11 protein-coding genes are annotated in these 13,707 nt (G+C 61.3%); 7 read left to right on the top strand and 4 right to left on the bottom strand.

Features of this window, described 5'->3' with window-relative positions; genetic code table 11:
• Positions 1–3: 3 nt before the first annotated feature.
• Both OP496_RS02515 and OP496_RS02510 read right to left on the bottom strand, forming a co-directional pair.
• Entirely contained in the window at positions 4–1,170 is a 1,167-nt protein-coding gene (locus OP496_RS02515) for an HlyD family secretion protein (protein ID WP_280561806.1), read from the bottom strand.
• Positions 1,171–1,232: 62 nt separating this feature from the next.
• Positions 1,233–2,786, bottom strand: a complete 1,554-nt coding sequence (locus OP496_RS02510; RefSeq protein ID WP_280561805.1) for a DHA2 family efflux MFS transporter permease subunit — start codon at positions 2,784–2,786, stop codon at positions 1,233–1,235.
• Between the two features lie 460 nt (positions 2,787–3,246).
• On the opposite strand from OP496_RS02510, the gene OP496_RS02505 reads away from it, so the two are divergent.
• From OP496_RS02505 to OP496_RS02495, 3 genes are all read left to right on the top strand, one after another.
• On the top strand, positions 3,247–4,644 hold the full coding sequence (locus OP496_RS02505) for a GntP family permease (protein ID WP_280561804.1): 1,398 nt from the start codon (positions 3,247–3,249) through the stop codon (positions 4,642–4,644).
• A 97-nt stretch (positions 4,645–4,741) separates the two neighbouring features.
• Positions 4,742–5,446: a monofunctional biosynthetic peptidoglycan transglycosylase gene (mtgA, locus tag OP496_RS02500; RefSeq protein WP_280561803.1), complete on the top strand. Its 705-nt coding sequence runs from the start codon at positions 4,742–4,744 to the stop codon at positions 5,444–5,446.
• A 59-nt stretch (positions 5,447–5,505) separates the two neighbouring features.
• Positions 5,506–6,432, top strand: coding sequence for a Gfo/Idh/MocA family oxidoreductase (locus tag OP496_RS02495; protein WP_280561802.1), 927 nt, complete (start codon positions 5,506–5,508; stop codon positions 6,430–6,432).
• A gap of 23 nt (positions 6,433–6,455) precedes the next feature.
• Here the strand turns inward: OP496_RS02495 and OP496_RS02490 are convergent, their stop codons facing one another.
• Positions 6,456–7,394 (bottom strand): LysR substrate-binding domain-containing protein, encoded by a 939-nt coding sequence (locus tag OP496_RS02490; protein WP_280561801.1) that lies wholly within the window; start codon positions 7,392–7,394, stop codon positions 6,456–6,458.
• Between the two features lie 160 nt (positions 7,395–7,554).
• Here OP496_RS02490 and OP496_RS02485 point away from each other — a divergent pair, with 160 nt between their 5' ends.
• The 4 genes from OP496_RS02485 (at position 7,555) to araD1 (ending at position 12,300) form a co-directional block, all read left to right on the top strand.
• The gene (locus tag OP496_RS02485) at positions 7,555–8,583 is read left to right on the top strand and encodes an arabinose ABC transporter substrate-binding protein (protein WP_280561800.1); all 1,029 of its coding nucleotides are present in this window, start codon (positions 7,555–7,557) and stop codon (positions 8,581–8,583) included.
• Positions 8,584–8,638: 55 nt separating this feature from the next.
• Entirely contained in the window at positions 8,639–10,132 is a 1,494-nt protein-coding gene (araG, locus tag OP496_RS02480) for an L-arabinose ABC transporter ATP-binding protein AraG (RefSeq protein WP_280561799.1), read from the top strand.
• 53 nt (positions 10,133–10,185) lie between these two features.
• Complete coding sequence (gene araH, locus OP496_RS02475; protein WP_280561798.1) at positions 10,186–11,187, top strand: L-arabinose ABC transporter permease AraH; 1,002 nt, start codon at positions 10,186–10,188, stop codon at positions 11,185–11,187.
• Between the two features lie 105 nt (positions 11,188–11,292).
• A complete protein-coding gene (araD1, locus tag OP496_RS02470) occupies positions 11,293–12,300 on the top strand; it encodes an AraD1 family protein (protein WP_280561797.1) in 1,008 nt (335 codons plus the stop codon).
• 85 nt (positions 12,301–12,385) lie between these two features.
• Here araD1 and OP496_RS02465 read toward each other — a convergent pair whose 3' ends face one another.
• Positions 12,386–13,687 carry a TRAP transporter large permease subunit gene (locus OP496_RS02465; protein ID WP_280561796.1) on the bottom strand — a complete coding sequence of 434 codons (1,302 nt, stop codon included), beginning with the start codon at positions 13,685–13,687 and terminating at the stop codon, positions 12,386–12,388.
• Positions 13,688–13,707: the final 20 nt, after the last annotated feature.

Genomic DNA, 13,707 nt, shown 5'->3' with positions numbered 1-13,707 from the left:
CGATCAGCCGTGATCGCGCGGTTCGGCGTCGCTGACGTCGATATCCACCTCGACCATCATCCCGGGGCCGATCAGCTCGGTCGGCCCATCGTCGAATTGAATGCGCACCGGCAGGCGTTGGGTGATCTTGGTGAAGTTGCCGGAGGGATTGGGGTCCGGCAGTAGCGCGAACTGGCTGGTGGCGGCACGGCCGATGACGCTGACGTGGCCTTTGAAGGTGGCGTCCGGGTAAGCGTCGACGGTGATCGCGACCGATTGGCCCTTGCGCAGTTCGCCGATATCGGTTTCCTTGACGTTGGCTTTGACCCACAGCTTGTCGGGATCGTGCATCATCAGGATCGGCTGTCCGGCGCTGACGTACTCGCCCTGATCGGCCAGTGTCTTGTTGACTACGCCGTCGACCGGGCTGGTGACGTGTAGGTCGTCGAGGCGCAGCTCTTCCTGGTCGCGCTTGGCCTCGGCCGAATCGAGATCGCGCTCGGCGATCTTCACTTGCTGGCGGAGCACCTCGGGGTTGGGAAGCGGCATCTGCGAGCCATTGATGAAGCCTACCTGGGCGTTATCGGCCAGTGCCTGGCTGACTTCCACTTCTTGCTGCGCTTGAGCGTGCTCGGCCTTGGCGGCCTGGTAGGCGTAGTAATCCTGATCGCGGCGTTGCTCGGAGACCGACTTCTTCTTGTACAGGGCATCGGAGCGCTTGAACTCGCGCTGGGCCTCGGTGAGCCGTGCCTGGGCGGCTTTCTCGGCGGCTTGGCTGGCCTCGAGATCTTGATGGGTTAGCTCCATGCCGCCTTCAAGCTGCTTCTTGGCCGTCGCTAAGCGTGCCTTCTCGTAGGCGAGTTGCGCGCGCTGGGCGGCGACGTTGGCTTCAAGCGATGCCAGTTTGCGCTTGTCGGGTTTGCTGTAGAGCGAGGCGACGGCGTCGCCTTGCTTGAGCGTATCGCCCTCAGTGAGCGTGAAGTCGGTGATGCGACCGTCCAAGCGGCTACTGACGGTGATCTGGTCGGCCATCACGCGGGCGTCCTGGGCACTGACATGTGACAGGCGGTGGGCGATAGCGAAGCCGATCCAGATCAGGCAGAGCACGACGAGAATTGCCAGAATCAGCCATTTTCCGCGCGGCAGTAGGCGGCGTTTGTGGGTTTCCTGAGGTGTTGTGTCGTCGGTCATGAGACAGTGTCCTTGGTCGAAACATGCGTCGCTTGGACGTTGTGGTCACTTAGGTGTCGTGGTCACTTAGGTGTCGTGGCGCGCCAACGGCTGAGCAGAAGCGAGGGGATCGCGACGATGAACAGACTTCCCGTCAGTACCCAGAAGCCGTCCTGGTAGGCGAGGATCGAGGCCCAGATAGTCTCGGTGCGCTCCATCAGATACCCGGCCATGGCGCTTTGCTGAGTGGCTGAGGTGCCGAAATGGCCAGCCAGCTCGGCGAGCTTGTCGAGCTGTAGGTTGGCGAGCGCATTGTCGGCGTTGACGCCGGCATTGAGGGACTGTCCGTGCTGGGCCGTCTGTCGGTCGAGCAGGATGACCAACGCTGCTGTGCCCAGTGCGCCGCCGAGTTGCAACGCGAAGTTGATCGCCCCGGAGCCGTGGCCGGTCAAATGCCGGGGCAGACCGGCGATGGCGTTGGAAAGCGTCGGCGGGGGAAACGAGGCCATGCCGATGGAAAGAATGCCCATCGACGTCGCCAGGTACGCGAACGAGGTGTTCCAGTCCATCTGCGCCATCAGCCACACCGCATACATGGTGCAGGCAAGCCCCGGTATCGTCAGGCGATGCGGCGGATGACGGTCGCTCAACCAGCCCACCAGTGGCACCAGTACGCCCAATACGGCAGTGGAAGGAAGAAAGATCTGTCCGGCGGTGATCGGGCTGTAATGCAGCACCGACTGCACGAATTGCGGCAGCAAGTACATGATGCCGTAGAAGGTACCGCCGAAAAGGAACATCGCCAGAGTACCGACCACGAAGACGCGGTTGCGGAAGATCGCCAGATCCATCAACGGATGCCGGGAGCGATTCTGCCAGATCACGAAGGCGGTGCCACAGACGAGAGCGGTGAGGATCAGCGTCGGTACGCGTGGGTCGTACCAGCCCCAGCGCTGTCCGTTGGAAAGTGCAGCGAGTAGCGAGAACACCGCAACGAATAGCAGCACGACGCCGGCCCAGTCGAAGGGCGGGCGCGGCCCTTTCTGCTCCCGCGAAGGCAGGAAGAAATAGCCCATGATGGCTGCCGCCACGCAGATCGGCAGGGTGATGAAGAACACATAGCGCCAGGTGAAATGCTCGACCAGCCAGCCGCCTATTACGGTGGCCAGCGTCAGCGGCAGGCCCAGGCACATGCCGTACATGGCGGTCGCCATGCCGCGCCCCTCGGGTGGGTAAGCCGCGAACAGCGCCTGCATGGCCACCGGGCGGATCAGCCCCGTCATTCCACCCTGAATGACGCGCGCAGCGATGAGCATGCCCATGCCTTGCCCAAGGCCACCGAGAATCGAGGCGGCGATGAACACGATCAGCAAGCCGATGAAGGTGGCGCGCTGGCCGACGGCAGAGACCAGCCACGGTGCGACGAGCAGGGAGACGGTCGTCGAGGCCAGAAAGCCGGTGGACAGCCACTGTACCTGGGAGTCGCTCATGCCGAACGCGCCTTTTATGTAAGGCACCGCTACATTGACGATGGTGATCGACATGCCTAATGCCACGAGCCCCAGCATCACGGTCAGGGTGACCCAGAGGCGGTAGCGGGGACCATAACGTTCGAAAAGTTGATCGACCTGCGTCATGCACGACCGCCGACACAGCGGGAACGGCGACACCGTGACGAGGGTGCCAACGAGAGAGAATGCAAAGCCTTGTCCTTGTGAGTCGTGAACGTTACGCATGCCAGGCGTGCTGTCATGAAAACCGCAAGCAGGCAAACCGATAACGTGACGATATTTTGTCAGCTAAGTGATTATGACGGCTTGTCAGGTCGTCTTTCAACGGGTCGGGGCGCGACCAAGACACGTCTCGCGGCGGCCATCGGCTGCGCTGAGGTGAGTTCACACCGAAATAAAGACTTTGGTCTTACGCCTTTGGTCGCGGTCTGGAAGTGCAATGCCCGGTCTTTAGGAGGCATACGATTCTGATAATCGAATAGTTATCGTTTTAAGTCACAAAACGCATTAGATGGCTATCGGTTTACGCATTAGGTTGGCGCCTCGTCGTCGCTGAGCGGCGTTCAGCCACCAATGCGAGGACCGTATGGACACCGCATTCGCTTTCTCTTTGTCGACGCCGGGTCTGCTTGCCGTGGCTGCGGGGGCGATCGCCGTCCTGTTATTTCTGATCATCAAGGTAAAGCTGCACCCTTTCCTTGCCCTGGTGATCGTGAGTATCGCCACGGCGCTGGCGACCGGCGTGACCTTGGACGACCTTCTCCCGACGCTGCTTTCCGGCTTCGGCAAGACCTTGGGCAATGTAGCGTTGTTGATCGGCTTCGGTGCGATTCTTGGGCGCATCGTGGCGATCTCGGGGGGCGCCAAGGTATTGGCCGATACGCTGATTCGCATCTGCGGTAAGAATAAGGCGCCACTAGGGCTGTCCATCGCCAGTTTATTGTTCGGCTTCCCGATCTTTTTGGACGCCGCCTTCGTGGTGATGCTGCCGATCATTTATACCATCGCGCGCGAGTTGCGTGGGTCGCTGCTGATCTATGCGCTGCCCGCGACGGGGGCGTTTCTGGTGATGCACGCGTTGGTGCCACCGCATCCCGGCCCGGTGGCGGCAGCGGTTTTCCTCGAGGGCGATATCGGCAAGGTGTTGCTGGTGGCGTTGATCGTGGGACTGCCGACCTGGTATCTGGCGGGTTATCAGCTATCGCTGTGGCTGGCCAAGCGCACGCCGTTTCACCCGGTGCCGGATCTAATGGGCGGCGCCGAGAGCGACGAAGTCGATCGCACCTCGCTACCACGGTTCTCGACGATTCTGCTGGTGTTGTTGTTGCCGCTGGTGCTGATCTTCATGAATACCGGCATCACCACGTTGATCAGCGCGGGCACCTTGCCGGAAGGCAATCCCGTGCTTGGCGCGCTGACGCTGATTGGCGAGACGCCGGTGGCGTTGCTGATCAGCTTGTGCCTGGCGATGTGGCTGTTGCTGCTGCGCGGCCATGAAAAGGGCGCCATGGGCGCCGTCAACGAGACCATCGAGAAAGCGCTGGCTCCGGTGTGCAGCATCATCCTGATCACCGGCGCGGGCGGCATGTTCGGTGGTGTGCTGACGGCCAGTGGTATCGGCGAGGCGCTGGCCGATAGTCTGCAGACACTGGGGCTGCCCATTCTCGTGGCCGGGTATGTGATCGCGGCGGTGATTCGTATCGCGCAGGGGTCGGCGACGGTTGCCGGGACCACGGCGGCGAGCATTATCGCACCGGCGGTGATCGATTCCTCGCTGAGCGGTATGCCGCTGGCATGTGTGGTAGTAGCCACGGTGGCAGGCGCCATCGGCTATTCGCACGTCAACGACTCTGGCTTCTGGTTGGTTGGGCGCTTCCTGGGCATGGAAACCAAAACCATGCTCAAGACCTGGAGCGTGGTCTCCACTGCGATTTCGCTGATGGCCTTCGGCCTCGCCTGGGTACTGTTTACCGTGCTGACGTGAGCACGTTCGATGCCGCCACCGCACATGCGGCGGCGGCATGCCAGCGAAAAGGCCTGATATACTCCTGCGTCATGATGCGATCAAATAAGGCTAACGCATGACGCGGGATTGGTTGCGCAGGGGACTGCGCTTTTTGCTGTTCGTGATATTCGGCTTCGTGGGGCTATCGGTGCTCCTGGTGCTGGTGTTTCGCGTGGTGCCGGTATTCGGTTCAACGGTGATGCTGGAGCGCAAGATCGAGTCGTGGGTGAGTGGCGAACCGATCGCGATCCACCAGCAGTGGCGACCGTGGGCGGGGCTTTCCGACGATGCCAAGCTGGCGGTGATCGCCTCCGAAGACCAGCGCTTTCCCATGCATCACGGATTCGATTTCGACCAGATGCAAAAGGCGCTCGACGCCTGGTTCAGCGGTGATAGCTTGCGCGGCGCCAGCACTATCAGTCAGCAGACCGCCAAGAACCTGTTCCTGTGGACCGACCGCAATTGGATTCGCAAGGGGTTCGAAGCCTGGTTCACGGTGTTGATTGAGCTGCTGTGGCCCAAGGAGCGGATCCTCGAGGTGTATCTCAATATCGTTGAGTGGGACCGAGGCGTGTTCGGCCTGGAAGCTGCCGCGCAGCATTACTTCGGTGTGAGTGCCGATCAGCTCAGTGCCGCGCAGGCCAGTCGTCTAGCGGCAATTCTGCCCAATCCGCGCGAGTGGAGTGCGTCGCGGCCGTCGACGTACATTCAGCAACGCAGCCAGTGGATTCGGCAGCAAATGCGTCAACTGGGCGGTAGCGCCTACCTTGAACGCTTGTGAGCGTTGGCATCGTGCTGGCCGCTGTCATTGCAGTCGCCTTTATCAGATAAGGAGCTTTCATGATTTCCACTTCCGTGGCCATCGTCGGATTCGGCAAGATCGCACGCGACCAGCATGTGCCCGCCCTGCATGACAATGAGGCGTTCACGCTCGATGCCGTGGCTAGCCGTAATGCGTCGCTGGAGGATGTCGCGCATTTTCGTGATATCCAGACCCTGCTCGATGAGCGCCCGGATATCCAGGCGATCTCGCTGTGCGCACCGCCGCAAGTGCGTTATCGCCAGGCGCGCGCCGCCATCACCGCGGGCAAGCATGTGATGCTGGAAAAACCACCCGGCGCGACGCTCAGCGAGGTGGAAGACTTGCGTGCCCAGGCCGAGCGCGCTGGCGTGACGCTGTTCGCGACCTGGCATTCGCGTTACGCGGCGGGGATCGCCCAGGCTTGTGAGTGGCTGAGTGAGCGTCGCGTGAGTTCGGTCAATGTGCAGTGGAAGGAAGATGTACGCCGCTGGCATCCCGGCCAGGAATGGATCTGGGAGGCCGGCGGCCTGGGCGTGTTCGATCCCGGCATCAACGCACTGTCGATCATCACCGCCGTTCTGCCTGAACCGTTCTTTCTCACCCGGGGCGAGCTGGAAGTGCCGGCTAATCGGCAGGGACCGATCGCGGCGACGCTGGCATTCCGCGATGTACATGATGCCGACATTCGGGCAGAGTTCGATTGGCGCCAGACGGGGCCGCAGACCTGGGACATTCACATCGAGACCGATGCCGGACCGCTATCGCTGACCCAGGGCGGCAGTCGTTTGGCCATCGGTGATGAGGTGGTAATGGAAGGCGGCGATGCCGAGTATCCCGGACTCTACGCACGCTTTGCCGAGCTTATCGCCAATGGCGAGAGCGATGTCGATGTCGCGCCGCTACGGCATGTCGCTGATGCCTTCCTGCTCGGCCAGCGCGTTAGCGTCGACGCCTTCCATGAGTAATCTTGCGTTGCTGAGGGCATGATTCATTCCCCCCGGATGATCTCGCGCAGGGTCGACATCAACGCCGCCGCGCCGGGTGAGAGGCGTTGTTCGCGCAGGCTGACCAGGCCGTAGGGCTGCACGCTCAGGGCTTCCGGGAACGGGAGGATGCGAAAGCGCGGTTGATTGCAGAGTAGCTCCGCGACTTGTCGTGTGGTGACCGTCACGGTATCCGATTTATCGACCATTGCCAGAGCCACCAGGATGTCCGGCGTGTCGACGATCTGGCGCGGCAACGCCACGCCGTGATGCAGGAACAGATGATCGACCCGCTGGCGCATCAAGGCACCCGGTGGCTGTAACACCCAGGGATAGTCGACCATCGCCGCCAAGTTCAGCGACTCGCGCTGGGCCAGTGGATGGTCGGCGCGACATACGAAGCACAGTGCCTCCTCGCCGATCTCCTCAAAGACGAAATCGCCCGCCGGAAGCGTCGAGGGAATTCGCGCGATGGCGAAATCGAACTCGCCCTCCATGAGGCGCGGAACCAGCTCGTGACTGACATCCACGTCGATGCTGACCTTGAGGTTGGGGCGGTCGCGATGCACGCGCTCCACCGCGCTGGTCAGCAGCGTGACGGCGGGTGCCATTACCGTGCCCACCGAGACACTCCCCGCGCTGCCCGCCTGCAATGCGTTCAACTCGTCGCCCGCCTGGTGGAGCGACGACAGGATGCCGCGCGCGTGTCGAATCACCGTCTCGCCGTACCAGTTGGGGGCGATGCCGCGCGGGTGGCGGTCGAACAGCACGAGGCCGAGCTGACTCTCTAGCTCTCCCAGCAGCTTGGACGCCGCCGGCTGACTCATTCCCAGGCGCTCGGCGGCGCGGTGCAGGTTACGTAGCTCGTCCAGTGCGATGAACAACTGCAAATGGCGCAACTTTAGTCGCACCTTCATGAACCAGTCAGTGGGCAAGGAGCTCATGGTGTCTGGCCTCAGGAGAAAATAATAACAAAATAGATATCGATCTTCCTGTCAAGTGGCATTAGCCGGTTATTTCACTGATGCCTATTGTTCAGACTGTTAAGTAACCTTCTTAGCAACACAACAACAATCCCCTTTGAGGGATCCAGGAGGACGCCGGATGTCATTAACAACACCGATGACGCGTACGCTACGCCCCATGACACGTACGCTACTGGGAATGGCTGTGGGCCTGGCGCTGAGCGCCGGACCGTTGACGGTACAAGCCCAGAGTAATGAGGACGTCAAGATGGGCTTTATCGTCAAGAAGCCCGAGCAGGCGTGGTTCATCAATGAGCAAGAGGCCGCGACCAAGCTCGGCGAGAAAAAAGGCTTCGAAGTGGTGCGCTTGTCGGGCGAGGACGGCCAGGAAGTGCTCAGCGCTATCGACAATCTTAATTCGCAAGGTGCCCAGGGCTTCGTGATCTGTCCACCGGATGTGCGGCTGGGACCAGCGATCATGAACCGTGCCAAGCAATATGGCATGAAAGTGGTGACCGTTGACGACCGCTTTATCGGCGGCGATGGCGAGCCGATGGAGAACGTGCCGCACTTGGGGATGTCCGGCTACAAGATCGGTGAACAAGTCGGTAACGCCATCGCCGAGGAGATGGACAACCGCGGCTGGGATCCGGACGAGGTCGCGGCGCTGCGTATCACCAACTATGAATTGCCCACCGCGAAAGAACGCACCGATGGTGCCACGGCCGCGCTGCTCGAGTCCGGGTTCAAGAAAGACAACATCTTCGATGCGCCGCAGCAGAATACCGATACCAGCAGCGCCTTTTCGGCAGCATCGCCGGTGTTCTCCAAGCGTGGTGATTTCGAGCACTGGGTGATCTACGCGCTTAACGAAGAGAGCGTGCTGGGCGGCGTGCGCGCGAGCGAACAGTACGGACTCGATCCGGAACAGGTCATTGGCGTGGGCATCAACGGCTCCGGCGCGGCGTTCGCCGAATTCTCGCGTGAGACGCCTACTGGCTTCCACGGTACTGTCGCCGTGAGCTCGACCATGCATGGGCGCCAGTCGGCGGACAACCTCTACCAGTGGATTACCGAGGGCGAGAAGCCGCCGGCCAATACCGAAACTACCGGTAAGCTGATGACGCGGGACAACTGGCAAGACGTACGGGAAGAGCTGGGCTTGTAAGACCGATGCCCGCGCCCCGGCGCGCGGGCATGCTTTTTTCCTTCAGGAGTGCCGTATGTCCGAGGCTTTTCTTCGTTTCGACGATATTACCGTCGAGTTTCCCGGTGTGAGGGCACTCGATGGTGTGAGTTTTGCTGCAAAAGCCGGCGAGGTGCATGCCTTGATGGGCGAGAACGGGGCCGGGAAGTCGACCTTGCTCAAGGTGCTCAGCGGCGTCAATCGTCCCTCCTCGGGTCAGCTATGGATCGACGGTCAATCGTATGTCTTTGCCAACGCTCGGGAGGCGCTGGCTCAGGGTATCGCGATCATTTATCAAGAACTCACTCTGTCACCCAACTTGTCGGTGGCCGAGAACCTGTTGCTGGGACAGTTGCCGGAGCGTCGCGGCTTCATCGACCGCCGCACCATGAAGGCGCGTGCTCGGGAGATTCTCGAAGATCTCGGCGAGGGAGAAATCGACCCGGCCACCAAGGTGCGGGAGCTTTCGATTGGCCAGCAGCAAATGATCGAGATCGGCCGCGCGCTCTTGCGCAACGCCAAGATCATTGCCTTCGACGAGCCCACCAGCAGCCTTTCCGTGCAGGAGACGCGGCAACTCAAGCGCATCGTCGCGCGTTTGCGCGAGGAAGGGCGCGTGGTGCTGTACGTCACGCACCGCATGGAAGAGGTCTTCGAGATGTGCGATGCGCTGACGGTGTTTCGCGATGGTCGCCATATTCGCACGCACGAGACGCTGGAAGGCGTCGATCAGGACACCTTGGTCGGGGAGATGGTGGGGCGTCAGATCGAAGACGTATATGGCTTTAGAGAGCGCGCCATGGGCGATGTGTTGATGCGTATCGATGACTTCCAGGGGCGCGGTGTGAACGAGCCGGTCAGCCTGGAAGTGAAACGCGGCGAAGTGTTCGGTCTCTTTGGACTCGTCGGCGCCGGACGCAGCGAGTTGATGCGCCTGGTATGCGGCGTGGAAACAGCCACCCAGGGAGAAGTGACGTTTCGCGGCAAGACCGGCGTCTTTACCTCGCCGGGCGAGGCGATTCGTGCGGGCATTGCCATGTGCCCCGAGGACCGCAAATCCCAGGGAATATTTCCCGTGGCGAGTGTCGCCGACAATCTCAATATCAGCTGTCGGCGTTTCTTCAAGCGCTGGGGCGTGTTTCGTCATGCTGGGCGCGAAGCCGATAACGCCAAGACTTATATCCAGCGTTTGAGTATCAAGACGCCGAACCATCGCACACCGATCAACACCCTCTCGGGAGGGAATCAGCAGAAGGTGATTGTCGGGCGCTGGCTGGCGGAGGAGATCGACTTGTTCGTGATGGACGAGCCTACGCGGGGCATTGATGTGGGGGCGCGACGTGATATCTACACCCTATTGTATAACTTGGCGGAACAGGGCAAGGGCGTGATCGTGATTTCCAGCGACCTCGCCGAGGTCAGCTCGATCTGTGATCGCATCGGCGTCATGCGCGATGGAGCCCTGGTCGATATTGTACCCCGCGAGCAGGCGACTCAAGAGCGTCTCCTGGGACTGGCGCTTCCCGCTTGAGTTGCTGCCCAACCGCGTTGCTCACCCGCTAACAACATGAAGAGATTGACCACATGAGCACAGACAAACTGGCCGCGTCCGATACTTCGTCGACGGCGCCAAAACCGCGGCCCAAGGCATTGCGCACGCTGCTTGATACCTCCGGATTGATTGCGATCTTTTTCGTCCTCTTTATCGCCTTGGCGATTTTCGTGCCGGACTTTTTGACCGGTCGCAATATCGTCGGCTTGCTGCTCTCGGTCACCCTGATCGGGACCATCGCGACCACCATGATGATGGTGCTAGCACTCGGCGAGGTGGATCTGTCGGTAGCCTCGACCGTCGCTTTCTCCGGTGTGGTGGCTGCCGTGGTGACCTCGACTTCGGGCAGCGTCTTCATCGGCGTGCTCGTCGGGGTGGGCGCCGGCGGCGCGGTGGGCGCTTTCAATGGTTTCGTGGTATCCAAGTTTGGCATCAATTCATTGATTGCCACTTTGGCCGCGATGGAGTTCGTGCGCGGTTTGGCCTATATCACTTCCGGCGGTGATGCGGTCATGGTCACGGTGCCGAGCTTCTTCGATCTGGGCAGTGCCTCGTTTCTAGGGCTGACGCTGCCGGTGTGGACCATGATCGCGTGTTTCGTAGTCTTTGGTATCGTGCTCAACATGACGGCGTTCGGGCGCAACACCCTGGCGACCGGTGGTAATGCCGAGGCGGCGAGCTTGGCTGGGGTCAATGTCCGGCGTCTGAAGATTACCGTATTCGCCCTGCAGGGCGTCGTCGCGGGTATCGCCGGGGTACTGCTGGCCTCACGCATGGGACTTGGTGACCCCAACACCTCGATGGGGCTCGAATTGGCGGTCATTTCCGCCTGTGTGCTGGGTGGCGTCTCGTTGTCCGGTGGCGTCGCCTCGATCACCGGCGTGCTGGTCGGCGTTTTGATCATGGGCTGCGTGCAGAACGCCATGGGGCTCCTCAACGTGCCCACCTTCTATCAATATCTCGTGCGTGGGGCGATCCTGCTGCTGGCGGTGATGTTTGACCGCTGGAAGCAGACCCGGCGCGCCAAGGGATGATTCTTTTTTCAACGCAAACTGTATTACTATCGATGGCGGGCGCAACGTGGCGATCATGACTGCGCTCGCCATGCCATTGACTCGGCCTTCAGGAGAGCCCAATACATGCAACTCGCACAAGCCAGACTCGACAGTGGAGATCGCATGGTCCTGGCGATCGACGAGGACCCTACGCAGGCTCGCCGTCTGGAAGGCGCGGAAAGCGTGCTGACCCTGGCGCATATCGCACTCGAGCGTGGCGTTGGGTTGGCCGCGCTGATCGATGAGTGGCCGGGAGACGCACGCGTTGACGCTGTGGCGCTGTCCGATAAAGGGCAACTGCTGGCGCCGCTCGACCATCCCGATCCGGCGCACTTGTTGGTGACCGGTACCGGCCTGACGCATCTCGGCAGTGCCGAGGGGCGCGACAAGATGCACCGCCAGATGAACGAGGCGGACAAGAGCGAGCAGCCGCTTACCGACTCGATGAAGATGTTCCGCAAAGGGGTGGAAGGTGGCAAACCCGCGGCGGGCGATTTCGGCGTGCAGCCGGAGTGGTTCTACAAGGGCGATGGCGGCATCGTCATGGCCCCGGGCGAGGCGCTGAACATGCCGCATTTCGCGCTGGATGGCGGCGAGGAGCCGGAAGTCGCCGGATTGTATCTGATCGACAACCACGGTGCGCCGCGTCGCATCGGCTATGCGCTGGGCAACGAGTTCTCGGATCACGTCACCGAGCGTGAGAACTACCTGTATCTGGCGCATTCCAAACTGCGTGCCTGTTCCTTCGGGCCGACGCTCCTCGTCGACGAATTGCCCAGCGACGTACAGGGCACCTCGCGCATCCGGCGCGACGGTGGCGTGCTATGGGAAAAGCCGTTCATCTCCGGCGAGGACAACATGTGCCACAGCCTCGCCAATCTCGAGGCACATCATTTCAAGTACGCGCAGTTCTGTCGGCCGGGTGATGTCCATGTGCACTTTTTCGGCACTGCGACGCTGAGCTTCAGCGACGGCATCAGCGCCCAGCCGGGGGATGTCTTCGAGATCGACGCCAAGCCGTTCGCCTTGCCGCTGCGCAACCCGCTGGCCAAGGACGCCGCCGCGTCGGTGCCGAGCGTTAAACCGTTGTAAGTCCTTCGGGCTATTTTGACCCGAACGCAAACGGCCGCTGGAGCATTCCAGCGGTCGTTGGCGTGGTAGCCGAAGAGAGTGTTGGTCAGTTCATCGCCTGCGGTAGATACAACACGATCTCGGGGAACAGATTCAACAGCACCACGGCGAGGATCATCAGCAGGAAGAACGGCAGGGTCGCGCGGGTAATGGTGATGATGTCCTTGCCGGTGAGGCCCTGAATCACGAACAGGTTGAAGCCGACCGGCGGCGTGATCTGCGACATTTCCACCACGATGACCAGATAGATACCGAACCAGATCAGGTCGATCCCCGCGCTTTCGATCAACGGCATGATGATCGACGTGACCAGCAGGATCAGCGAAATACCATCGAGAAAGCAGCCCAGCACGAGTAAGAAGAGCGTTAGCACCGCCAGCAGCATGGTGGGAGAGAGGCCCATATCGGCGATGTGGTTGGCCAGTTCCATCGGCAGTTGCGTGAAACTCAGCGCCGACGAAAGAAACGAGGCGCCGGCGATGATCAAGGCGATCATGCACGCCGTGCGCAGTGCCGCGAAGAGCGAGTCGAGGAAGATGGTCTTGTTGAAATGACCGTTGCCTCGTGCGATCAGCATCGACAGCACCACGCCCACGGCGGCGGCTTCGGTCGGTGAGGCGAGCCCGCCGTAGATACTGCCCAGGATACCTCCAATGAGCGCCAGCAGTGGGATCAACTGGGCGCTATTGCGAATCTTTTCTCCGAGCGGCATGTGAGTCGCACCTTTGCCGGCACGCCCTTGGCGGTTGCCGACCAGCAACGACCAGCCGATAAGGTAGGCCATGAACAGCCCCAGCAGCAGCAAGCCTGGCAGAATGCCGGCGATGAACAGCCGCGAGATGGATTGCTCGGTCACCACGCCGTAGACGATCATCATGATCGAGGGTGGAATTAGCAGGCCCAGCGTCGAGGCGCTGGCCAGCGTGCCGACGGCAAGGTTGCCGTCGTAGCCGCGGCGTTCCAGCTCGGGCAACGTCATCTTGCCGACCGTGGCGCAGGTTGCGGCCGAGGAGCCGCATACGGCAGCGAACAGGCCGCTACCAATGATATTGGAATGCAGCAAGCGTCCCGGCAGGCGGTTGAGCCAGGGCGCCAGGGCACGAAACATGTTGTCCGCAAGGCCCGAGCGAAACAGGATCTCGCCCATCCATACGAACATTGGCAGAGCGGTCAAGTCCCAGCCGTAGCTGGCGCCCCAGAAGTCGGACGCCAGAATGGGGCCGGGCTCGAAACTGCCGAAGAACGTCAGGGCGATCCAGCCAGTTCCCAGCAGGGCAAAGGCGATCCATACGCCGCCGCCGAGCAGCAGCGCCAGGGCGAGGATCGTGACGAGACTGAGGGTCAGCATGACGAGGCATCCTCTCGCGT

The sequence above is a fragment of the Chromohalobacter sp. 48-RD10 genome (assembly GCF_029889785.1).
Lineage (GTDB): Bacteria > Pseudomonadota > Gammaproteobacteria > Pseudomonadales > Halomonadaceae > Chromohalobacter.
Note: the sequence above shows the minus strand (reverse complement) of the source record. Positions and strands in the feature narration are given on the sequence as shown.